Source organism: Armatimonadota bacterium, assembly GCA_036504095.1.
GTDB lineage: Bacteria > Armatimonadota > DTGP01 > JAKQQT01 > JAKQQT01 > DASXUL01.
In genome coordinates this window covers 45194-67805 of sequence record DASXVS010000013.1, presented here as the reverse complement: position 1 = coordinate 67805, position 22612 = coordinate 45194, and the positions used below count along the sequence as shown (strand labels likewise).

General features: G+C 62.9%; 19 protein-coding genes and 1 tRNA gene. 15 read left to right on the top strand and 5 right to left on the bottom strand.

Going from position 1 to position 22612, the window contains the following annotated elements; all coding sequences use genetic code 11:
* Positions 1-9: 9 nt before the first annotated feature.
* The gene (locus tag VGM51_02175; protein HEY3411843.1) at positions 10-210 is read right to left on the bottom strand and encodes a hypothetical protein; all 201 of its coding nucleotides are present in this window, start codon (positions 208-210) and stop codon (positions 10-12) included.
* 158 nt (positions 211-368) lie between these two features.
* Here VGM51_02175 and larE point away from each other — a divergent pair, with 158 nt between their 5' ends.
* The 12 genes from larE (at position 369) to VGM51_02115 (ending at position 14007) form a co-directional block, all read left to right on the top strand.
* On the top strand, positions 369-1241 hold the full coding sequence (gene larE / locus VGM51_02170) for an ATP-dependent sacrificial sulfur transferase LarE (GenBank protein HEY3411842.1): 873 nt from the start codon (positions 369-371) through the stop codon (positions 1239-1241).
* Positions 1242-1456: 215 nt separating this feature from the next.
* The gene (locus VGM51_02165) at positions 1457-2722 is read left to right on the top strand and encodes an LCP family protein (protein ID HEY3411841.1); all 1266 of its coding nucleotides are present in this window, start codon (positions 1457-1459) and stop codon (positions 2720-2722) included.
* Between the two features lie 195 nt (positions 2723-2917).
* Positions 2918-3433, top strand: a complete 516-nt coding sequence (locus VGM51_02160; GenBank protein ID HEY3411840.1) for a hypothetical protein — start codon at positions 2918-2920, stop codon at positions 3431-3433.
* Positions 3430-4566 (top strand): hypothetical protein, encoded by a 1137-nt coding sequence (locus tag VGM51_02155; protein ID HEY3411839.1) that lies wholly within the window; start codon positions 3430-3432, stop codon positions 4564-4566. The genes VGM51_02160 and VGM51_02155 overlap by 4 nt, the downstream gene beginning before the upstream one ends.
* Positions 4567-4751: 185 nt before the next feature.
* Entirely contained in the window at positions 4752-6419 is a 1668-nt protein-coding gene (locus VGM51_02150; GenBank protein HEY3411838.1) for a PQQ-binding-like beta-propeller repeat protein, read from the top strand.
* A gap of 57 nt (positions 6420-6476) precedes the next feature.
* A complete protein-coding gene (locus VGM51_02145; protein ID HEY3411837.1) occupies positions 6477-6836 on the top strand; it encodes a cupin domain-containing protein in 360 nt (119 codons plus the stop codon).
* A gap of 102 nt (positions 6837-6938) precedes the next feature.
* Complete coding sequence (locus VGM51_02140) at positions 6939-8303, top strand: hypothetical protein (GenBank protein HEY3411836.1); 1365 nt, start codon at positions 6939-6941, stop codon at positions 8301-8303.
* 5 nt (positions 8304-8308) lie between these two features.
* On the top strand, positions 8309-8632 hold the full coding sequence (locus VGM51_02135; protein ID HEY3411835.1) for a hypothetical protein: 324 nt from the start codon (positions 8309-8311) through the stop codon (positions 8630-8632).
* A 50-nt stretch (positions 8633-8682) separates the two neighbouring features.
* Complete coding sequence (bcp, locus tag VGM51_02130) at positions 8683-9147, top strand: thioredoxin-dependent thiol peroxidase (protein HEY3411834.1); 465 nt, start codon at positions 8683-8685, stop codon at positions 9145-9147.
* A gap of 186 nt (positions 9148-9333) precedes the next feature.
* On the top strand, positions 9334-11718 hold the full coding sequence (locus VGM51_02125) for a right-handed parallel beta-helix repeat-containing protein (GenBank protein ID HEY3411833.1): 2385 nt from the start codon (positions 9334-9336) through the stop codon (positions 11716-11718).
* Between the two features lie 17 nt (positions 11719-11735).
* The gene (locus VGM51_02120) at positions 11736-12482 is read left to right on the top strand and encodes a hypothetical protein (protein ID HEY3411832.1); all 747 of its coding nucleotides are present in this window, start codon (positions 11736-11738) and stop codon (positions 12480-12482) included.
* A gap of 229 nt (positions 12483-12711) precedes the next feature.
* Complete coding sequence (locus VGM51_02115) at positions 12712-14007, top strand: outer membrane protein transport protein (protein ID HEY3411831.1); 1296 nt, start codon at positions 12712-12714, stop codon at positions 14005-14007.
* 69 nt (positions 14008-14076) lie between these two features.
* Here the strand turns inward: VGM51_02115 and VGM51_02110 are convergent, their stop codons facing one another.
* The 3 genes from VGM51_02110 to VGM51_02100 form a co-directional block, all read right to left on the bottom strand.
* Entirely contained in the window at positions 14077-14508 is a 432-nt protein-coding gene (locus VGM51_02110; GenBank protein HEY3411830.1) for a thioesterase family protein, read from the bottom strand.
* A 65-nt stretch (positions 14509-14573) separates the two neighbouring features.
* Complete coding sequence (locus tag VGM51_02105) at positions 14574-16160, bottom strand: cache domain-containing protein (protein HEY3411829.1); 1587 nt, start codon at positions 16158-16160, stop codon at positions 14574-14576.
* Positions 16161-16342: 182 nt separating this feature from the next.
* Positions 16343-17842 carry a hypothetical protein gene (locus VGM51_02100; GenBank protein ID HEY3411828.1) on the bottom strand — a complete coding sequence of 500 codons (1500 nt, stop codon included), beginning with the start codon at positions 17840-17842 and terminating at the stop codon, positions 16343-16345.
* 139 nt (positions 17843-17981) lie between these two features.
* On the opposite strand from VGM51_02100, the gene VGM51_02095 reads away from it, so the two are divergent.
* The 3 genes from VGM51_02095 (at position 17982) to VGM51_02085 (ending at position 21157) form a co-directional block, all read left to right on the top strand.
* Positions 17982-18075: transfer RNA gene (locus tag VGM51_02095), tRNA-Ser, on the top strand.
* A gap of 91 nt (positions 18076-18166) precedes the next feature.
* Positions 18167-19603 carry a tetratricopeptide repeat protein gene (locus VGM51_02090; GenBank protein ID HEY3411827.1) on the top strand — a complete coding sequence of 479 codons (1437 nt, stop codon included), beginning with the start codon at positions 18167-18169 and terminating at the stop codon, positions 19601-19603.
* A gap of 90 nt (positions 19604-19693) precedes the next feature.
* Complete coding sequence (locus tag VGM51_02085) at positions 19694-21157, top strand: tetratricopeptide repeat protein (GenBank protein HEY3411826.1); 1464 nt, start codon at positions 19694-19696, stop codon at positions 21155-21157.
* Between the two features lie 40 nt (positions 21158-21197).
* Here VGM51_02085 and VGM51_02080 read toward each other — a convergent pair whose 3' ends face one another.
* The gene (locus tag VGM51_02080) at positions 21198-22610 is read right to left on the bottom strand and encodes an MATE family efflux transporter (protein HEY3411825.1); all 1413 of its coding nucleotides are present in this window, start codon (positions 22608-22610) and stop codon (positions 21198-21200) included.
* Between the last annotated feature and the right edge of the window lie 2 nt (positions 22611-22612).

The following is a 22612-nucleotide window of genomic DNA, read 5'->3' as shown; positions in this document are numbered from 1 at the left end:
CCCTCAGCCCTACCCGTGCGGCGTCTCCTTGACCCAGCCCTTTGAGAAGCTCTCCAGCAGGCCCGCGATCGCCTGCTTCTTCCATGACGCCTGCACCATAGGGTGATTCCCTAACCCGCCGGCGATCTCGTTCGCAGTCCGCAGCCCCTTTATGGATTCGAGGGCCGCCCGCGCCTCCGTCTCAGCGCTGTAATGTCGGCTCGCTCCCATGGCCGATGTCTCCCTTTACCCTCAGTTTGACACCGGCTCAATAGCATAACTATCAGTCCAGTTCTCCGCGACCACATTCGATTAGCGATGATCCCCGGGCCCTGAAGCGCCGAACTATCCCTCCACCGTACAACTGCGTCTGCTATCATAGGGGTGACATGACAACTACCGAACCGCTCACCGATAATCCGCTTCTGGCGGCGAAATATGATGCCCTGATGGCAGACCTGCGCGGCCTTGGACGCGCGATCGTCGCTTACTCCGGCGGCGTGGACAGCACTTTCCTGGCCGCCGCCGCGTACCGCGCGCTCGGCGATAACGCCCTGGCCTGCACCGCGCTCAGCGAGTCCTACTCCGAGGACGAACTGGAGCCGGGCCGCGAGGCTGCCCGCCTCATCGGCATCTCACACCGCGAGGTGGTCACCCGCGAGATGGACAACCCGGCGTATGTGGCCAACAACCCGGACCGGTGCTACCACTGCAAGACCGAGTTGTTCAAAGCGCTGTCCTCCGTGGCCCGCGATGAGGGCTACAACGCGATCCTCGTTGGCTACATCGCCGACGACAGGGGCGACTATCGCCCCGGCGTGGCCGCCGGCCAGGAATGGAGCGTCCGCGCGCCGCTGATGGACGCCGATCTTTATAAGGAAGAGATCCGCGAGCTTTCACACGCGATGGGCCTGCCCACGTGGGACAAGCCGGGCCTCGCGTGTCTCAGCAGCCGCTTCCCCTACGGAACGCCCATCCAGATCGCCGGGCTGAGGCAGGTGGACCGCGCGGAAAGCTTCCTGCACTCGCTGGGCTTCGTACAGTGCCGCGTACGGCACCACGGGGAAACCGCCCGCATCGAGGTCACCGCGACCGACATTCCCCGGTTTGCGGACTCCGCGCTGCGAGATTCGGTGGTAGCGCGTCTCAAAGAACTGGGATATGCGTATGTAACGCTCGACCTTCAGGGGTTCCGCAGCGGCAGCCTGAACGAGACCCTTCGCCTTGAACCATCCGGCGGCGTTCTTGAGCCTGTTCGCTGAACTGGCGGCACGGCATCTGCCGATCATGCGAGCGCCGGATGCGCCTCAGCCGGAAACCAGGCTTCGGGCCGTGACACCAGGGTCGGACATTACGTTAGAATTAGGTGGCTGTCTGCCTGCCGCGGCCCAACGTGGCGGCCTGGGCCACAGTATTTCCCGTGCTGGCCGCTGAATCGATCGGCTGTCCGCGCCTCTTTCATTTGAACAGAAAAGCATTGCATAAGAATACAACTCACGGCGATACGTACATTCCGCCCCTCCGACCGATGCGCCGGCGATTTCGCCCGCTGCGAATCCTCTCCTATCTCTTCGGGTTCGGCCTCCTGGCCGGCGTCCTCGGGCTCGCTTACACATTCGTGGCGAACACGGCGTTCCGCCAGGCGGTGCAGGGCCTGTGGGCCGGCGCCGATCCCAAGACGGCGTTCGGCGGTCGCGATGCCGTCACGCTTCTGGTGCTGGGGCGCGATGAAGACCGCAACGACCATGATCAGGTGATGGCCACGAACGCCCGCAGCGACGTGATGCTCCTCGCGCGCCTCGATTTCCAGGCGAATTCGATCCAGGTGCTCAGCATTCCCCGCGATACGCGCGTTCACATCCCCGGTACGCGCGGCTACAGCAAGATCAACGCCGCGCACGCCATCGGCGGACCGGAACTGGCGGCCGAAACTATCCACGATTTCCTCGGCGTTCAGACGGACGCGGCGCTGGTTGTCGATTACAAAATGCTGGCGCACGTTGTGGATCAACTAGGCGGTGTCACGGTCAACGTGGACAGGCAGCTTGATTACGACGATGACTGGGGAAACCTTCACATCCACCTGAAGCCCGGAGTTCAAACGCTCAATGGCCGCGACGCGATGGGCTTCGTGCGCTACCGCCACGCGAATGAAGGCAGCGCGGACAGCGACTTCGTTCGCATCGGGCGGCAGCAGCAGATGCTTCAGTCGCTGAAGGCAAAGATGAAGGACCCGGTCACGTGGCTGCGTGTGCCCGGGGCGCTGGACATCGTCCGTAGGGAAATGCGGGGCACGCTCAAATACCGGCAACTGGTGGCGTTGGCCACGTTTGCGCGCTCGGTTCCGAAGGAATCCGTCGCGATGCATATTCTGCCCAATCGCCCCGGCCGCGTCTACGTATACGCGAACCCTGAGGAATCCAGAGCGCTTGTCGCCAGGTTGTTCCCGGTGGACTCCCAGCCTCGATGGATGAGCGGTCGCGGCGGCCGGGATGCGTCGCCACGATTGCGCCACCGGACGAAGAGAACTATGCGCGAACCGGTTGCGAAAGTCATATCGCCCGCGGAAACGACGGCGGACGACCCCACGCCGCCAGACGCCTCCGCGTTGCAGGAAACCGAACCCGCCGCGGAGCCCGCGCCCGCCGAACCCCCTGCGGGCCAGCCGGCGCCGGAAAAACCCGCGCCGGCGCCCGAACCGACGCCTTCGCCGACGCCGCCTCCGGACGCATCGCCCCGGTAGCCGGGACCCGGGGCCGGATTCAGGTTTACGACACTCAATTCCTTTCGACGTAAGCAACGAACGTTAGGGCGCCTGTCGGGGTCTAATAGGAGACTGCCGCAATGTCCGCGGCTGCTAGAATTGTAATTATTCACCCCGACCTAACCGAGACAATCGCGCCAGGTATTTGTCCCCGGCGCGAAAGGAGAACATGATATGCGCTTCAAGTTGGCGACTGTTCGAACGCTCTGTGGTTGCGGCGCGGCGTTCGTGGCGCTTTCGGCCGGCGTTCAGGCTGCAGTGCCCCGTAAAGCGGGCGTGAAGCACACGGCCAAAGCCCCGGCTCGAGTGTCTTCCCGGGCCACAATGCCGGTTGGCCCTATCGCTCCGTGGCCGCCCGCGAGGGCAAACTTCACCGCGCCTGTGCTGCCGACGCAATACCCCAATGTTTTCGTGCGGTACGAGCACGGCCAAGCGCAAGGCCGCGCCGGTGACGCGTCCATCTACAAGATGCCGGGGGCGGCCGATCCGGTCCCGAGCATGGTTCCGCGCGTGGCCGAGAAACCCTTCCAATCGGTGGTCGGGGTTCTACCGGGCGGCATCAAATACGCATTGGTCGACCCGGCGAACACGGACTACGAGGTCGCAACGCGCGACGCGTCCGGGCACGTTGTCGTCACTTGCGGCACACCGACGCAAGCCGCGCCGCAGAAGCAGGGAGGCGCCAGATGAAGGCTTCCGGAATCTTGACGGCCCTTCTTGCCTTAACCCTCCTTGAAGCGTCATCGGCCTACGCGGTGCCCATCGTCATCACGTACCAGAATGACCCGGGGGTGGGGTTCTATGACCCGGTGCTGGGCGCGTCGCGGCGCGCATGCATCGAGGCCGCCGCCGCCAACTGGGCCAATCGCCTGAAGGGAACAGTCCCGGTCCAGGTCACCGCGTCGATGGTCTCGATGGGCGGAACCGCCACCAGCGCTATCCTCGGGGGGGCCTACGCGAAATGGATCTTCAGTGATCTGCCGGGGAAAACGCCGGGCGTCTTTTACGTTGTGGCCGAGGCGAACCAGATCGTCGGCTACGACCTGGTGACACCGGCGAATGTGCCTGCCGGCTCTACTCCGGACGATATCAATATCACGTACAACAGCGATGTCGACAACTCAACCGTCCTCGGCAATCTGAGCTTCTACTACGGCACGGACGGGCGGCCCGGCAGTAACTTCGACTTTTACCACACCTGCTTCCACGAGCTGGGCCATGGCCTGGGTTTCACCTCCGGATTCAGCCAGACGACGATCGGGACGTATGCCTACGGTCTTCCACTGATCTACGACACCTTTCTCGCCACAGGGCCCGCGGCGAATGCGCCGTTGCTGACGTCGCTGACCGACGCCCAGCGCGCCGCGGCGATCACCAGCAATGCGCTGTACTTTGAGGGCCCGAATGCCAGGGCGGCCGCGGCGAATACCAATCCGCAGATCTACGCCCCCGCCACCTATCAGAAAGGTTCCAGCACGGCCCATCTCAACGAGGCGTCGTATTCAGGCACGACCCTGCACGCGAGCATCAACGAACTGATGACGCCGTACCTGGGACCCGGCGTGATGCACTACCCTGGCCCGATCGTTTCAGGGATATTCGAAGACATCGGCTGGAGTTTTCAGCCATACACCATGACTGAGGCCAAGACCGCGCTCAAGGACTACGCCGGCATGCTGACTGCGTCCGAGGCGAACGTGGTGAGGGTTCATCGCTACGGGCTGAGCACCTACCCTGGCCGCATTTCCCTTCAGGACGCCGTCGGCGTCATCCGGGCGGCAGCCGGCACGGAAACGAATCCGTACATCCTTGGTACGCCGTAAAACAGGTCGCTGGAGGTGGGAGCTCTGTGCCATAAGCGGAACCGCCACGCACAAGCTCCCATTTCCCTCTTCTGTGCTTTGATTGCCCTGCGCCCGACGTTGGGCGATATGATACAGTTGGGGTGAGGCCCAGCAATTGACGCGTTTGGCGTCCAGGCCACTCGCCACCATTCCAGGAGGATTCCATGCCGCAGCCTATCGCCCGCCGGCGCAATGTCCGGGCGCTGACCACGCTCGTAGTGGGCTTGTCGATATCGGTCGCGCCGCGGATCGCCCGCGCCGCGGATTGGCCCATGTTCCTCGGCAACCCGAGCCATACAGCGATCAGCACGGAGACGCTTTCCGTCCCCATGGCGCTGGAATGGAAGTTCAACACCGTCCGGTATCCCAACAACCCGGTTTCTCCGGTCGTTGTGGGCAAAACGGTCTACCTGGCCGCCCAATCCAACGTATACGCCCTCGACGCCGAAACAGGCGAGCAGAAATGGGTCTATCCCGCCGAAGGGCCTATCGGAACGCCTTCGGCCGCCACCATCAAAGCCACTCCCGCCGTGGATGGGGGCCTGCTCTTTGTGGGCGCTTCGGACGGGGTCATGTACGCGCTCGATGTGGACACTGGATCACTGAAGTGGCAGTTCCACACCGGTGGGCATATCCGATTCTCACCCATCGTAGTTGATGGCATTGTGTACTTCGGCTCCGACGACTACAAGGTCTACGGAGTGGACGCCAAGACCGGCAAGGAGGCCATGACGCCGGTCGTCACCGGCAACAACATCATCGGCTCACCCACGTATGCCGACGGGATGCTCTACTTTACTTCCGCCGACCTGAATTTCTACGCTGTCAATGCCTCCTCCGGAAAAGTGAAGTACTCAAACCGTACCACCAACACCAATGTTTACGCGACGCCCGTGGCAACGGATCGCTACATCTACACGGTTGGCGGAAACGTGATTTATGCGATGACCCGGAGCGGCGCCACGCGATGGTTCTACGAGGCCCACAATCCTATCTCGGATACTCCGCTCGTCACCGCCGACGCTGTTTACTTTGGTGACAAAGCCGGCAGGCTCTATGCGCTGGACCTAAAAGGCCGTGAGAAATGGACGATCACGGACAATGCCGATCGCGCGATGCGGTTTACCGACAAACCCAAAAAGCAGTCCCTGAGCAAGGACCCGTTCATTCAATTGGCCGGCGCCCTGTACTCATCGCCCACATTGAGCGGCGGCAACATCCTGGTAGGCACCAACCGGGGATTCCTGTACGCAATCGATGCGGAGACGGGACACGTGAAGTGGGAGTACGGCGTGTTCTCCAATCTTCCGGCGGGCGCGTATACGAATATCACGTCTTCGCCGGTGGTCGCCAATGGCCGGCTGTATGTACTGAGCGATGACGGAGCCCTCCATTGCTTCACACCGGAGTCCCTGGACGTTGAGAAGCCCGAGATTGCGAACGTCACACCGGTGCGCGCCACGGAAATGAACGGCACACCGCCTATCCTTTTCGGAGCCATTGTGAGCGACGAGGGGTCCGGAATCGACGCACACAGCATCAAGTTGTCCCTCGACGACAAGCCGGTTGACTTCACCTACCAGCCCAACTCCGGCTGGGTGTATTACAAAACCGTCGTCACTCAGCCCATTGAGCCCATGCAGGATGGGCGCCATACGATTGTCCTCTCGGTTTCCGACTGGAAGGGGAACGTCGCCACCGAAAACTGGTCGTTCACGGTGGACAACACGCTTGCGCCCAGCGTGGTGAACACGCCGGCCGGTACGGGCACGGCGCCACCGGCTGCCCCAGGGAACGCCGGCTTCGGTGTTCCTGGGATGCCGGGCCGCTAGTCACTGTGGCCGGAGCGAGGCCTGCCTCGCTCCGGCCGGTTTTTTCAGGCGGAACAGATGTTGGTTACTTCCCTATTGGACTGTCCCGAGTTCAAGGCCGGCGACAGTACGACCCTGCGTGAGTTGCTCCATGCGGACAAACACCCCGTCGATTTGCGCTACAGCCTGGCGCATGCACGGCTTACCGCCGGCGCCGCATCAACCCCGCATCGCCTGCGCACCAGTGAGGTGTACTACATCCTCAGTGGCGCCGGGCAGATGCATATCGACGGCGAATCCCGCAGCGTGGCCCCGAACGACATGGTGTACATACCGCCCGGGGCGCGGCAGTTCATTCAGGCGACGGGTGCGGAGGAACTCGAGTTTCTGTGTATCGTCGATCCGGCGTGGCGGGCAGAGGACGAATTGGTGGGGTGACACCCCTCACGGCGCGGCGTATGCTCCTCCTCTCTTGGTCATCGAAACAGCCCGCCAGTTGTCACGCGCCGCGCGTTGGGCAGTCTCACTTAAGAGTTCAGAATGAGGCAAAGCTACCTGCTGATCGCATCGCTGGTCGCAATACTGGCGGCCGCCCCGATGCGCGCCGATGAAACGTCCGATCGGCTGCGGCACGCGCTGACCCTCGCCAGGGACGGTTCTATGGACGAGGCCGTGGCGGCGATCCCGGATGCCGCGGCCCTGGACCGGGGCAACCTCTCCGCGCTTCAGAACCTCGTGCAGGCGCTGACTGAGCAACGCCCCTCTGCGGCGGCTCACCTGCTTGCGGCCATGCGGAGGCTGGATCCCGATGCCATGCGCCCGCGAGCGAACCTGGAATCCCTCTGGGCGGCGAATCCCTCTCTGGATGGGCTTCTGATGGAAGATCTCCCCGGTTACCCCATCGATGCCGAGACAACCACAGTTGGGGGAGCCACGATCGTTACGATCTCCCCAAAGCCGTTCGTGAACTACACACCTCCCATCGAGCCCACGAGCGGGATGCCGTACCCTCTTCTCGTCTCCGCCTACGTCCTGAAGGCCGGCACGTTGGCCCTGCGATTCACCGTGCATTGCGCCGACCGGGTCGATCCAGCCCGGGCTCGCCAGGTCGGCCGGTTCCTTGTCGCGCTGAGCGACCTGACCGATCCTGTCCTGGGAGCCGAAATCCGTGCCGTTTACCCGGTGCCGGTCTGGATTAGCGCGGAAGGAGCCGCCGGAGCGAGGCAATGGCGCGGAGCGATCCATATTGAGGCCGCGAACACGCCGCGGTCCGACATTGAGTGGGTGCGGGAGCTGACGCACGAGTGGGGGCACGCCGCCCTCCCTGGCATCGACGGATTCACCCAACCGGAGGCATGGGCGAATGGGGACCTGGGTGAGCGCCTTTTCCTGCCCCTGATGGACAAGTCAGGGCGCCTCTCCGCCTGGGCGCCAGGCGTAGAGGCGGCGCCCTACGCGGCGCGGTACTTCGTGCCTCTGGTCACGGCGTTTTCCCGCTCCGGGCCCGACCCGCGGCTTCTCGCAGACAAAGGGCGAAAGGGATATGAGCACTTCCTGGGGGCGGCCCTTTATGTGGACGGGGCGTATGGACGCCGAATTCTGTTGGAAGCGCTGGACGGAGCGGGGGGCGGTTCCGCCCGGGATTTCCTGACGTCGCTCTCTCGCGTGCTCGCCGTCAGGACCGCCGTGGAAATTCGTCGGGGTGGCGCCGTGGGACCGCTCCCCATTTGCATCCCACGCTCGGGCAGGTATATTCTGGATGGACGCGCTGTACGGCAGCTCGGACGGGCCGTAAAGTCACCCATCACGCTGAGTGCGGGTTGGACGATGATCGAATGGGACGGTGTCCTTACCGTTCGACGGGCAGAAGTTAGGGGCGCGCAATCATCTCGAAGGGGCAGGTGACCACCATGGACGGACAATACCGGTTCGTGCGGCTCGTCCGCACCGGCGACAGCGAGATCTACATCGTTTGGGAAGGCGAAAATCGCGTCGGGCAATTGGACCTTCACTACGCCGGCGATATCATCCACGGAACGCTCATCCTGGAGATGGAGATCACCACAACCCAGGAAGAGGAACTCCTCACCCAGATAGACCAGGATGTGGTTTCGTCTTATCGCCCATCGTTCGACCGCGAGGATTTCCTGGTGACAGTCTACCGCGGCGAAGAGATCTCCACCTACACCGACGCGCAGAACGATCTGGATGGCGAAAACGACGGCCTGAACTAGCCCGCCGTCCTTTGGGTTTCCCCTCCAGCAAACCACTTTGGAGGACCCCGATGGAACCAGGACAGATAGCGCCGGATTTCCGGCTCACCGCGGTGGACGCGGATGGCGAGCGGGAGGTGACCCTCGCCGATTTCCGCGGCCGGCCGCTCGTTCTCTACTTCTACCCCAAGGACGATACCCCAGGCTGCACCAGGGAAGCGTGCAGCTTTCGCGACCTCGGCGCGGAGTTCGAGGCGCATGGCGTGGCCATATTGGGAATCTCCCCGGACACCGCGTCGAAACACTCCCGCTTCATCGGCAAGTACACCCTGCCATTCCCCCTCCTCGCCGATGAAGACCACTCCGTCTGTGAAGCCTACGGAGTCTGGAAGGAGAAGGTCAACTACGGGAAGACGTACATGGGCTTCGAACGAACCACCTTCCTGATCGACGGCGACGGCGTCATCCGGCGCGTCTGGCCGAAGGTGAAGGTTGAGGGACACGTGGAAGCGGTGCTGGCAGCTATCGAGGGCTGAGAATTCAGGGCTGAGGGACGTGGGCTGGGGGCTGAGACGGGGTATCCTGTCTCAGCCCCCAGCCCTTGCTAATGGATCGGGAACAATTCATTGAACGATACCGTCCAAAGACCTGGTCCGATCCGCTGGTTCGGAAACCGGGCGGACGGGCACAACCGAGACTCCACGTCACAGGAGAGAAGCCCGATGTTTAGCGCACGCTACGGTAGTGCCGCGCTCCGGCGCGATGTCGACCCATCGCGGGTCATCACCTCCCAGTCTCCCAGACGAGCCCGCGCCGCGCCACGGTTCGTCGCGACTGCCGGACTCATTCTGACAGTCTCATTCCTGTTCAGCGCCCGCGCCACAATTCTCCACGTCAACGCGGCAGCATCCGGTCCCGATCCCAACGGCCAGACCTGGGACACCGCTTTTAAGACTCTGAAGCCAGCGATCGATGCCGCTTCCGACAATGATGAGATCTGGGTCGCTCAAGGAATCTACGCCGAGAGCATTCAGACCGCCAAGGCGGTCCGCCTTTACGGCGGCTTCGCTGGAACCGAAACCGACTTCGGCGCGCGCGAGCCCCTGATCCACTTGACGGTTTTGCAGGGCGATGGTACGGGCCCGATTGTACGGTTCGTGGATATGCCGTCCACGGGCGGGCTCGATGGATTCACCTTGCGGGGTGGCCTTTTCGGCATTTCGTTGGAGGGAGGCGCTCCGGTCATCTCCGGTAACGTCTTCACGGCGAACCGCGAAGCCATCGACGCGATCGAGTCCTCACCCGCAGTGACCTCGAACCGCGGCTATGCGAATTTTGACGGGATGCGGTTCGACGGCGGCGCGCCGATCATTCACGCCAATACCTTCCTGGGTCAGACGCGCAACGGCATCACGTGCTGGGACAGCGCGGCCGTACTCCGGGATAATGCGGTGTTGGGGAGCGGCGAAAGCGGTCTCTACTTTGTCGGGGGCGCCCCGACCGTAACCAACAACACCATCATCGCCTGCCAGACCGGCGTCACCCTGGACGGCGCGGCCGCGGTCCTGAGGAACAACCTTGTGGCCTACCATTTCGCCGGCGTCACCGTGATCGCGGGCACAACCGGGGTCTCGCTTAAGTCCAACGGGTTCTACGGCGCGCGTATGCCCTTCGACGGCATCTCCGACCCAACGGGAACGGACGGTAACATCACCGCGGATCCAAAGCTCGCGTCCGCGACGTACGGCAACTTCCATCTGCAGCCCGATTCCCCGATGCGTGATGTTGGGGACGATTCCGCCGTTGCCGGCGGAGACACCGACATCGATGGTCAGCCCCGGCTGCAAGGCACGGTGGACATCGGCGCGGACGAATCGGACGGCACGCTCTGGACGGTCACCCCGTCCATCGTGCGGGTGATCGCCGACAGCGGCGACGACGCGAATGACGGGTCCGACTGGAGCAAGGCCAAAAAGACGATCCAGGCGGCCATGGACACAGCGATGCTGTCGGGCGGCGAGGTCTGGGCTGCGGTCGGGACCTACCCGGAGTCTATCACGCTGCGCCCCTTTGCTTACCTCTACGGCGGATTCACGGGCAATGAAGTGGCGCGCGAGCCCAACCGCCGCCAGTTGGGCGGAACGGTCGTTTCAGCCGGGACGCTCCCAACGGCGGTCAAGGTCCGCGGTGGCCACTCCTTCACGCTGATGGATGGGCTGACCGCAAGAGACGCTTTCTACTGCGCCTCTCTGATCGGCACGTCGACGAGCTTCGTCAACAACACGTTCGCCAAACGAGGCTTCATCTCTGAAACGAACGATGCAGCGAGCTTTCGCCGCAATCAGTTCAACGTGGACTGGAGCGCCATCCGCGCGGAGTCCTCTCAGCCTGAAATCTTGTTCAACGTATTCTCCGGTGGACCTTCGACTGCGTACGGCATCGACTCGGCGATCAGACTTAGCGGTGGTGCAGGGCTGATTGCCGGCAACCTCATTACCACTCGTGACATCGGCATCAACCTGGTCAACTCCGCTGCGAGCATCCTGAACAACACGCTGTATGGCACGGCCTATGGAATTCTGTACGGCCGGGTCGAGCCGCTTATCGCCAATAACATCATCAACAGCGTAAAGTGGGGGATCCAACGCAGTTCATCTTCCGCGACCCCATCCATCCGGAACAACGACGTCTTTGGCGGAATGGGGCTCTACTCCGGTCTGCCCACTCAGACTGGCGCCAACGGCAATATCTCTGTGAACCCGAAGTTCCGGGACGCAGCCCACGGTAACCACCGTCTTGCCGTCGGATCCCCGTGCATCGATACCGGAAACGATGCAGATATCCTCCCCGGGTCAACCGACCTGGATGGCAAGCAGCGCATTTTGGGCGCGCACGTCGATATCGGCGCCTATGAGTACACCGCCTCCCAGTTCGTCGTCGCGGACGCTGTCGCCTCCCTGCGGATCGCCGCCGGATTGGCGCAAAGCACCGTGGCCAATCTGGTGAAGCTCGATATCGAGACGACCGGCGCATCCGCCGGCAAGATCGATCTTCGCGATTCACTGCGCATCCTTCGCAACGCCTTCGGGCTGGACCCGGCCCAATGAAAAGGGGAGAGCTACGGATGAAGAAACAACCTGCAACGTCGGTTGGCGAGGTCGTGTTCATCACCGCTATCGCCGGATTTCTGATGTCGATCGTCTCGCCGATCGTCGCGGGCCGGCTCACGGGAGACGCCGCGGTCTGCTCAAACAACGAACGCCAAATCGGTGTCGCACTCCGGCTCTACGCCGACGACTATGACGGGACTTTCCCGCCGAACCGGTTGAGCAGCCCGCGCCAGGTGTGGAGGGACGTCGTCTTCCCATACCTGGCGCTGGATACGGCCCGCGCGCAGACCCTGTTCACCTGTCCCACCAACTTCGCCGCCTTTGACTCCGGAGGCGACGAGAGCCAACGTTGGCCCCGCAGTTACGCATACAATGCCGGCTTGATGTACGGGAAGTACGTTCTAACGGCCGGCGCCACGGATACCGTCCGCATCACGGACGTCAAGACTCCAGGGCGTTACATGCTCCTCCTCGAAACGCGAAACGCTGCGCCTGACCTGGGACCGTGGATGATCGACGGCAACGCCACGCCAGATGGCTCGTGGAGTAACCCTGATGTACGGTATTGGAACCAGCTTCCCTCAACCGGGAAGGGCGTATTTCACCACCACGACAAGTACATGAACGTGGTGATGGTTGACGGCCGGGCGTCCGCGGTGACACTGCCGCAGACGATCGCCGTCCCGCAGATGTGGAACGCATGGCAGCCTGCCGACGCGTACACAGGAAAACTCGCCGGGATGCTGGACGAGTACAAGTAAGAGGCTGAGGGACGTGGGCTGGGGGCTGAGACGGGGTATCCTGTCTCAGCCCCCAGCCCTTTTTCGTGCCGGATCTGAGGCCTTCCCGTTTCCCAGATGCCCGCTCGCATGCTACCGGCATGTTTACGTCTATAATCATCGCGTATGGACCGTCATCCGTGTTGCGGCGGCCCATATATATTCCGCGGCAGATTTGCCGCCCCTTCCTTCGATTGGAGGATCGTTTATCATGAAGCATCTCCGCGTGGCCCTCGCGGCCGCCGCCGTTCTGGCTTTCCCCACTTGCGTGCATGCAACGCACGGCTATTTCGCCTATGGCTACGGCACACAGGCGAAGGGCATGGGTGGCGCCGGCGTGGCTCTGCCCCTTGACTCGGTCCAGGCCGCCGTCAATCCCGCCGGTATGGTCTACCTCGGCAACCGTTTCGACGTGGGTGCGGGCCTGTTCAGCATCCGCCCGCAGTACAAGGTGACCGGCAACCCGTCCGGCGCCGCGCACACCTTCCCGCTCGTTCCGGAATCGGTAAGCGGCAAGCGCGATTTCATCCTCGCACCCAACGCCGGCTGGAACCACATGATTGACCCGCGGGGCTCCGTGGGCGTGTCCATCTACACCAACGGCGGCGCCAACACCAAGTATCCCGCGAGCGCCGGAGGCGGAAGAGGATCGTTCTACGCCGGACCGACCGGCGTGAAACTGAAGCAGTTGTTCATCCAGCCCTCATACTCCAGGATGATTGGCGAGAAGGCCTCGTTCGGCCTCGGACTGCCCTTCGCCATCCAATGGTTCGGCGCGGATGGCCTTGGCTCCTTCGCCCCGTTCGTCGCCGATGGCGTCGCTAACCATCTCACCAACATGGGCACCAAAGCCTCCACGGGCATGGGCTTCAAGGTGGGCGTGCAAGGGGAAGCGGCCGAAGGCCTTACTCTGGCGGCGTCCTACCAGAGCAAGATCAGCATGAAGCGCTACAAGGACTACGAAGACCTGATGGCACAGCGCGGAAAAGTGGACGTGCCTGCCACGGGCACCATCGGCCTGGCGTACAAGTGCGCGCCCGCGTCCGTGGTGGCCTTCGACATCCAGAAGATCTGGTACAGCAAGGTTCCCAGCCTTGCGAACCCGTTCGCCAATGTCTACGGCTTTGAGGCGGGCGATCCGACGAAAGGCCTCGGCGGCGAGAACGGCATCGGCCTTGGCTGGAAGGACGTAACCGTGTTCAAACTGGGCTACCAGGCGAAAACCAGCGAGGACATGACATGGCGCGCAGGCATCAGCTACGGCAAAGAGCCTATCCGCGCCTCAGAGGTGTTCTTCAATCTGATCGCGCCCGGCGTCAATGAAATGCATTACACGGTTGGCGCCACGAAGACCCTGAAGAAGGGCGGCGAAGTATCCTTCTCCGCCATGTTCGCCCCCACGCGGAAGGTGACCGGATACAATCCGCTCGAGGCCCCGGGACAGCAGACCATTCAACTCAGGCAAGGAGAAGTCGGTCTCGAGGTTGCGTACGGACGCAAACTGTAGGGGCCGACGGGAAATGAGGAAACGGGGAAGTGTAGGCACTGAACACTTCCCCGTTTCAACGATTGAACGTCAACCAATGCTCGCGGTTGCTTCCCGCCATGCGGATGCCAACAACTCCGGCATGGGAACGGGCCGGCTGTCTGAGAGTCGCACGAAGCCGCCGCTTTGGGATGCCTCCGCGGCGATTTCACCGTTTACAAGAAACTCGGCGGCGAGGCTCCATTTCACCCTGCCCACGCCGGTCATCCACATGCGGCAGGTAACCTGATCGAGCAAGCGGATCGGGCGCCTGTAGTCCACCTGGGTGTGCGCGAGAATCGGCGACAATCCCTCTGCGATGAGACCGTCCAACGGACAGTACTCGTCCAGCATCGCCAACCGCATGTCTTCCAGCCAGCGAACGTACACGATGTTGCTGACGACGCCGGCGAAATCGATGTCGTATCCTTGAACGCGGATCGGGCGAATCAACTCCAGATGGCGAGGCGATTGCGGTGACATGGCGGACTCCGTACGGTCGGTTGGGCGTTGTGATTATCGTCAGAATAGCATGCTCAGACACGGTGTCAGGTCATCCGCGCCATGGCGGCTTCGATGGCCGGATCCAGTTCCGGGGGTGGAGCAAGCTGCTTTTCCAACTGAACGGTCGTCCCCCCCGGACCGGTGGCAAGCCAGACCCGGTCCGACAATGCCAGCATCAGGGTGAAGCCCATGCCGAGAGAGACCTTGGTGGAGAAGCCGGGCAGGAGGATTGTCGCAGCCAGGTCCTCGGCTCTAATGCCGGGGCCCGCGTCGGATACGCGAACGATGAGGCGGTCACTCTCCGCGAAGATCTGGCAGCGTCCGCTTGTTGTATGCTTCAAGGCGTTGGTGACAGCTTCGCCCGCAGCCTGAACAAGAGCGGTGGTGTTGCTGTGGTCCATGCCCAGGCCTCTGGCGATCTCGACGATCTTTCGCCGGACAAAGGTGTAGTCGTCTTCACCCCTCACCTCAATGTCCGCTTGCACCGATGGTGGTTCCGGGATCGCACCCGGCGCCACCAGGTTGAATTTGCCGTGCGTTACGGCGCGAATGACCTCGGTGTAAACGCGTTGCCGATCGCGCTCGGCGTCCAGCAGTTTCTGCTGGGCGGTTTCCAGAGACATGCTCATGTCGTCAAACGATCGAGCGAGTAAGCCGAGTTCGTCCCGATGAGCTCCCATACCGGTCCGGGCTGTCAGGTCGCCCGAGCTCAGTCGGCGGGTCGTTTCCACCAGCACGCGGATGCGCTTCAACACGAAGACATCGGCGCTAACGTATGCCGCAACCGCCGTCAATGCGACGACGCAGAGCAGAATCACGGCGTTGCGTACCCGAACCCGGTCTACTTCAGCAAAAGCAACCGACCTTGGAACGCCGACGCACACGGTTGCCTCCAGGCCGGCCGCGGATTCGGTGAGCGGCGCGAATACATAGAGGCGCATCTTCCCATGGGCGTCACGCAGTTCCGCAACTCCCGAGCGCATGCGGAAAACGGTCGATCCCTGTGGCATGGAGCGGAAGGGGCGGCCGATCAGCGCGGGGTTCGGCGGTTCGACAACAATGATTGTCCCCTTACGGTCGGCGATGACGAATTCAGCGGCCGGCGGCAGATCGAGGCTGGCGGTCAGCCGTCCGAGGAACTGGAGATCGAGTGCGGCGTACACCACCCCCACCACGCTGCCGCTTGAACTGCGGACCGGATAAGCCACGTTGACCGACGGGCGCCCGGTTACCCTGCCGATTTGATACTCGCCCACGGCGAACGTACCGTTCCTGATGGCGCGCTGGATGTACCCCCTGTCGCCGAGGAACGTGTGAGGCCGGGCCGGCACCGCGCTGCAGATCAATCTGCCGTGCGCATCGGTCATTCCGAAATTCCTGTACTGCGGATTGCGCGGCAGAATGCGCCGAAACAATTCGGTACACGCTTGCGGGTCATTGATCCGCACGTCAGACGTTTCCGAAACGACCATCAGGAGGTCTCGCGAGCCGTCGATGATGCGCTGGCACTCGCCGGAGGTCCGCTCAATGAGCCGGATGGCATCCTGATGTACCTGCCGTTCCCGGTCGGCACGACGCTCAGCGGCGTTGTAGAACATCAATGCCGTGGATGGCGTCAGTGCACAAAGCACTAACCCAACGAGACGGGTCCGAAAACTCCTTGGATGCAATTTCAACATAGCTAGGCGATGAACCGGTCATGCATCTCTGCGCAACGTAACCGAATACATCGAATGATACAACCATTGTGTCATATCGGCACACTCACCCATCGCTGGCGGCTTTGGCCCGGAGAGGCTCCGCGGCGTTTCCGTCACAGCCCCCAGGCGGCTCGCGCCAGGAAGACGACATCCTGATAGTCAATCCTGGATGTGGACGGTGCATCTGTGACTCGATTCAAGCGGGTGAGGTCATCGGTTGTTGTTTTGGAGAGGCCGCCCGCAGCGCGGAGCGCGATGACGATATCCGGCACCGTGAAGTTCCAGGTGAGATCGTAGTCCCCGGTACAGGTACCGTTGAACCCATCGCCCACAAGCACCGTGTATGCGCGCGACGGTTGTGCAACGGCGGTCAGCATGGCGCTGTTGGTGCTGATAGCCTCCGCCCATTTGTTGCCGTAGGCGTCGTAGAGGCGGATCATCGGCCACAGGCTACCACCCGTTCGCGTCATCCGCAGCGCCAGGGTGGTTGGGCCAGAGGGTGGCATCGTCAGTGTGTAGGTCCTCATGACTCCCGGCGCGCCGATGTTGTCCGAAATGCGGGCGCCCACACCCAGTTCGCCCGCGTTTGCCGGGTGTGTAAGCGTCTGGGTGAACAGGTTGTACTGCCCGGTGTATGTGCCGTTGAACGCGTCGCCCACCAACAGTGTGTAGCTTCCCGTCGTGCCAACCGCGCGGGTCAACTCGGTTGTGAGCGAGGATCCTTCCTGCTGCAGGAACACCCCGTTTGGATCGTAAAGGCGAATCAGCGGCCAGACGTTCCCGGAAGACCGCGCCATGCGGGCAAAGATGACTTCACCGCGTTCCGCCTCAATGCTGAATGTCCGCATCACCGCCGGTCCGTCGATGCTGCCGAAGCCGGTCAGTCCCGGAGCGGCTGCCGAAACCGCTCCCGGGCGATTGGTCTGTTGAACAAAGAGACTCACAGTGCCGGGAAAAGTGCCGTTGAAGCCGTCGCCGACCAGGACCGTGTACATACCCGTGTTGGACAGGGTACGCGAAACCTCTGCAGTCACAGTGCCGGAGGCCGAGTCAACCAGACAGCCCGTCGGATCATGGAGGCGGATCAGCGGCCAGACGTTGCCTGTCGATTGGGTGGCGCGACAGACCAGAACGTCGCCCGCCTGTGCCGGGATGCTGAACGCAGCGAAAGCGCCGGGCGCAATTGCCTGCGCGGCCAGTGTCTGCCCCGCGCTGATGGCGGTAGATTTCCCCGGACGGTTGTTCACCTGCGCGTATATCGCGTATTCGCCCGTGGCGGTTCCGCTGAAGCCGTCGGACACATTGATACGGATGAGGCCGGAGATCGGCGTGGTACACTGCAGGTCAACTGTGGGGATCTGCGTAACATCGTATGCGGTGGTGCTGGCGGGGTCGCGAACAACCAACCTGGGCCACATCTCTCCGCTGGTGCGACACACTCGAACGGTGATTACATCTCCCGCCTGCGCAGACAATGTGTATGCGTTTGTCTGCAGAGGGGATGAAATGGCCCCACTGAGCACGTCGCCCGCATCTATACGAGTCTGCGCGTGTACATTCCAGGCGCCGATGAGGGCCAGCACGGTGACGATCTTGGCAAGAGCTCTGAACATAGGTCTTCCTCTTGAACAATCAAACCGGGTCGTCTTACGCAGTCATGCCTGCACATTAGCACCGTGCGCTCGTCATCGGGCAATTCCGGACACAGCCATTTGCCGCCGGGCGCAGGATGTGGTAAACTGTCCATGGCGTGGAGTGGTGACCGAGCGGCTTAAGGTGATCGCCTGCTAAGCGATTGTAGGGGCATAAACTTCTACCCCGGGTTCAAATCCCGGCCACTCCGCCAGACAGGCGGGCGGATCGTGCACGACGGGCACGTCTGCCCGCCGTTTGCCGTCATAGGCCCGCCCCAGATCGTGCACTCGGAGCAAACAACTGTGAAAATACTTCTAGCGACCATCAGTATCATCGCGTTGTCCACGCCGTCTTTTGCGCAGACTGCCCCCGCGACGCTGAATTCAACGCGCGCGCTTGTCACAGACCAGCGCTACGCCGATGCCCGGCCCGCCGCACAGGCTCTCGTGGCCGCCGATGCCACATCCGCCGCGGCACACGACCTTCTGGGGCAGTGCTTGTGGCGGACCGAGAAGCCGGACGCAGATGCGGCTGTGAAGGAACTGACGCAGGCAGTAACGCTGGATCCCCAGACAGCCTCATACCAGTCTGACCTCGGCGACGCGTATATGGCGAGGTTCATCATCGGGCTTCGGGACTGGGTGAAAGACCATCCCGGCGACATGGTCGGATCCATCACGTCCAGCGTTCCCGGGACGTTGGCGGGAGGCACCTTCGGTATGGGCCGGATGAACCCGGACCTGTTCTCCCAGCAGACGGATATGGTGAGGTCATCCGCGCAAATGCAGCCGGCGGATTGGGCCCGCCTCGAATCCGGTGTCAAGTCGGCTTTGAAGGCGTACAATGCCGCCCTGGCGGTGGACCAGGCTAACAAGCCCGCCCTGCACGGGAAGGGCCTCGCGTCGTTGATGCTCGGAGAGTGGAAAGATACCGTTTCCGCGTGGAAAGCCGGCGGTGTCCCGGCCTTCGATTCCTTCCTATGGGATATCGCCCGAAACGTCACCGATGCGCATGGCAAGGGGCCGGAGTCCATTGACATCTGGGAGATGGTCTCGCAAGCGCAGCCTGCCAACCCCTGGGCCTATTGGAACCTGCGCGCGCTCTACGACGAGTTCCGGCATTCCGACTGGAAATACGGCTATTACGATGCGATGCGGATGCTTTTCGCCAACCAGATAAGCAACGAAAGCGATGCACAGAAACCGTCGCCGAAGGATGCCCTCAAGGGTCTGAAGGACGTCACGGACAAGCACCCGGAGTACGCGCCCGCCTGGCGCGGAACCGGTATGACACTGCTGGTGCTGAAGGATAAGAAGGGGGCGGCGGAGGCCTTCGCGAAAGCGGTTGCCGCGGATCCGACCGACGGGTACAGCTTCCTGATGTTGGGCGTCGGCCAATTGGCGGGTGGAAATGCGCAGGCCGCGCAGGCCAGCCTCGCCAAAGCCGCGAAATATCGGCCCGAGGATGCCACCGCCTGGAATGCGCTGGGCGCGGCGGCCGAAAAGAACGAGGATCTGGATGGCGCTGAGATGTATTACCAGCGCGCCGTGGAACTGGCCCCGAACTGGCCCGATGCCCGGTTCAGCCTCGGCAGCATCCTGCTGGACCGCCGAAAGGGCGCCGAAGCCCTTCCGCACCTCCAGCGATATGTGGAACTCGTGCCGGACGCGAAAAACGTCAAGGATGTGAAAAAGGCCATCGAGCAGGTGAAGGAAATCCTGGCCAAGCAGAACAAATAGGGCAGGCGGCAACGCTTCAATCCAGCAATCATTTGCAGCGCTGACTCTGAACGCCTGCCACCAACGGGTGGAGCGGAAAGAGGCATCGTAATGAAGCACTTATCGGTGTTGGCGGTCACTCTGAGCCTGGGCGCGGCGGCACTTGCCGAAGCGCCCTCGGAGGATATGGACGCGATCCGCACCTTGCTGGATGCCGGACGCGGCGCAGACGCCCTCCCTCTCGCGCGCCACGCCGTGGTTGCGGATGCCGGCAGCGCCGCGACGCACGACCTCCTCGGCCAGGTCCTCACAAGCATCGGGCGCCCGTCCGAAGCGATTGGCGAACTGTCCACCGCCTCCGGGATAGAGCCTTCCAATGCCACCATCCTTGTCCACATCGGCGAGGCCCAACTGGCGATCTTCACGCAGGGGCTGGACAAGTGGAGACGGGCGCACCCCGAGGAGCGTACGACGAGATCGCTCACACCGGTCATTTCCGGCGCCATGGCCGGAGGGTTATTCCGGTATCTCCCCGGGGGAGGTACGGGCTGGGGCGAATCCGACAGCGCTTCCTCCCTAACACATCGCGACATCGAGGCCCGCGACTCCCACTACGATCCCCGCGGATATTACATGGGCGCACTGAGCCGGCCGGGTACTGCGATGACCGCGAAAGATCGGGAGACGTTCCAGGAGCCCGTGCGGCAGTCGCTACTGGCGTTCGACAGGGCGCTGGCCATTGATCCCGTCTCGCCATCGGCTTTGCACGGCAGGGCCTACGCCCTGTACGTCGTCTCGGATTTCGAGGCGGCAGGACCGGCATGCGAAAAGGCCGCCGCCGCCCTCAAAACCGACGACTCCCTCTACCAGATGGCCGCCGTCGCTTACACCCGAACGGACCGCACCGATGACGCCATCCGCATGTGGGAGAAGGTTGCAGACCTCCAGCCGGCGCGCCTCGACCCCTACAAACGCCTGGAAGACCTCTATAAGGGGCCGGACAAGCCCCGCTGGCAGGCGCGCTATTACGCCGCGATGTGCCGGATGGTGAGCGGTAATGCGGACGAAGCGCTGGACCGCCTGACGTGGATAACAGCTAATCACCCGGAGTACGAGCCCGGTTGGCGCGCTTACGGCAGCGCGTGCCTGGCGCTGAGAGACCCGCAGAAGGCCGTGGAAAGCCTCCGGAAGGCCGTGGTGCTGGAGCCGAAAGATGGCCTGGCCGAATTCGAACTCGGCGCAGCCCTGATTATGGCCGGGGACTCAAAGTCGGCGCATGGGCATCTGTTGACAGCCGCCCAACTGCGTCCCGATTTCGCCCCGGCCTGGTTCACGCTGGGGCAGATTGCGGAGAAGGAGTCGGATCCGGACACCGCCATCGCGATGTATGAGCGTGCCCTGGAGCGCCAGCCAAACTGGCCCGAAGCGCACTTCAACCTGGGTGCGCTGTTGCTGGAGAAGCGCGAAAGCGCGAAAGCGCTTCAACACCTGGAACGCTACCTGGCCCTGAGCCCCAAAGCCTCAGACGCGAAGGATGTCCGTAAGGTCGTGGACCAGATCAAGGCGGCGAGGTGATGGCAGCGATGGCCGGCGGCTGAGCCCGGACGCCAGCGTTTCAAACCCGCACGCGGCGCCACGTGCCCCGGCGCCAGGCCGCCAGAATCAGCAGACCTTGTACGCACGTAGACCCCGACATGGCCCACCACGCAGCGTTGGCGCCCAGGCCGAGGTGCAGCCCAAAATACCACGTCGTCGCCAATCGAAGCAGCATGGTATTGATAACCACCCACATCGGCTTCATCGTGTCGCCGGCACCCTGCAGCGCTCCGGTCAGCGTCATGGCGACGGCCAGGAACGGTTCGGAGATGGCGGCAATGCGCAGGTAGGCTACGGCGAACGGAACGGCTTCCGGCGCTGCCAGCGCTTTGGCCATCTGCGGTGCGAAGACAAAGAAGGTGGCGCCCATCAGCGCCATGATCCAGATGGCCTGCAGCGTGGCGGCGCGCGCCGCGCGCGCCGCGCGGTTGGGGTTCCTTGCGCCGAGGCTTTGCCCGACGAGCGCCGCGGCGGCCACGTTGAACGCCATCCCCGGCATGAACGCGATCCCCTCCGACCGCAACCCCACGCTCAGCGCCGCAACCACGGCCGGCCCGTGCTGCATCCTTGCCAGGAGGCCCACGAAGGTCGAGCTTGCGATCGTACGCAGACCGGCTTGCAATCCCGCCGGAAATCCCACGCGTATGAGCCGCTTCGCCCAACCCAGATCCAGGCGCCAGGAATCGGACGCCGTTATCAGGCGATGGGGCGATCGCCAAAGCGCGACGAGGAAGGCGGTGCTCCCAACGGATCGCATGATGAAGGTGCCCAGCCCGGCGCCGGCGACGCCCATCTTCGGGATGGGGCCGAACCCCCAGATCAACGTGCTGTCGGTTAGCACGCTCACGCCGACCAGCAGCGTGAGCAGGTACAACGGAGTGCGGGTGTCGCCTGCGCCGCGAAAGGCCGCGCCGCATACGTTGATCAGGAAAAACGGGACGATGCCGAACAGGAGCCAGTGGTAGTAGATCAGTCCGAGCGGCAGCGACGAATGGTTCGCGCCCATTGCCAGCAGAACGGGGCGCTCCAGCAGGGCCAGGACGGCGGTGGTGAAGACCCCGAGAATGATCCCCAGCATCAGGCTCTGGCGCGTCGCGTCCGCGGCCGAGCGTTCGTCTCCCGCGCCGATGGACCGGGCCACCAGAGCCGTTGTGCCGATGCTGACCCCCACCGCTACGGCGAACACGATGCCGATCATCTGCTCGCCCCACGTAACAGCGTTCATCGATCCCACGCCCAGGCCGTGTACGAAATAGAGGTTGATCAGGCCACCCACGTTCATCAGAACGTTGGCGATGATCGTGGGCCAGGCAAGCTGCCAGACTTCATGGCGCATATTGCTCGGCTCGCCGCCATCCGCCGGCGTCACCACAGTCTGGCCGTCACCCGTGGCGTCATCATCCCTGTCCCGAATTGGCGTATCTACACCCATGC

What these genes read in the sequence shown, in the direction of transcription:
- VGM51_02150 (HEY3411838.1), top strand. Translation starts at nt 4,752, where the DNA reads ATGCCGCAGCCTATCGCCCGCCGGCGCAATGTCCGGGCGCTGACCACG.
- VGM51_02100 (HEY3411828.1), bottom strand. Translation starts at nt 17,842, where the DNA reads ATGTTCAGAGCTCTTGCCAAGATCGTCACCGTGCTGGCCCTCATCGGC.
- VGM51_02155 (HEY3411839.1), top strand. Translation starts at nt 3,430, where the DNA reads ATGAAGGCTTCCGGAATCTTGACGGCCCTTCTTGCCTTAACCCTCCTT.
- VGM51_02140 (HEY3411836.1), top strand. Translation starts at nt 6,939, where the DNA reads ATGAGGCAAAGCTACCTGCTGATCGCATCGCTGGTCGCAATACTGGCG.
- VGM51_02145 (HEY3411837.1), top strand. Translation starts at nt 6,477, where the DNA reads ATGTTGGTTACTTCCCTATTGGACTGTCCCGAGTTCAAGGCCGGCGAC.
- VGM51_02125 (HEY3411833.1), top strand. Translation starts at nt 9,334, where the DNA reads ATGTTTAGCGCACGCTACGGTAGTGCCGCGCTCCGGCGCGATGTCGAC.
- VGM51_02160 (HEY3411840.1), top strand. Translation starts at nt 2,918, where the DNA reads ATGCGCTTCAAGTTGGCGACTGTTCGAACGCTCTGTGGTTGCGGCGCG.
- VGM51_02110 (HEY3411830.1), bottom strand. Translation starts at nt 14,508, where the DNA reads ATGTCACCGCAATCGCCTCGCCATCTGGAGTTGATTCGCCCGATCCGC.
- VGM51_02120 (HEY3411832.1), top strand. Translation starts at nt 11,736, where the DNA reads ATGAAGAAACAACCTGCAACGTCGGTTGGCGAGGTCGTGTTCATCACC.
- VGM51_02115 (HEY3411831.1), top strand. Translation starts at nt 12,712, where the DNA reads ATGAAGCATCTCCGCGTGGCCCTCGCGGCCGCCGCCGTTCTGGCTTTC.
- VGM51_02135 (HEY3411835.1), top strand. Translation starts at nt 8,309, where the DNA reads ATGGACGGACAATACCGGTTCGTGCGGCTCGTCCGCACCGGCGACAGC.
- bcp (HEY3411834.1), top strand. Translation starts at nt 8,683, where the DNA reads ATGGAACCAGGACAGATAGCGCCGGATTTCCGGCTCACCGCGGTGGAC.
- VGM51_02085 (HEY3411826.1), top strand. Translation starts at nt 19,694, where the DNA reads ATGAAGCACTTATCGGTGTTGGCGGTCACTCTGAGCCTGGGCGCGGCG.
- larE (HEY3411842.1), top strand. Translation starts at nt 369, where the DNA reads ATGACAACTACCGAACCGCTCACCGATAATCCGCTTCTGGCGGCGAAA.
- VGM51_02080 (HEY3411825.1), bottom strand. Translation starts at nt 22,610, where the DNA reads ATGGGTGTAGATACGCCAATTCGGGACAGGGATGATGACGCCACGGGT.
- VGM51_02175 (HEY3411843.1), bottom strand. Translation starts at nt 210, where the DNA reads ATGGGAGCGAGCCGACATTACAGCGCTGAGACGGAGGCGCGGGCGGCC.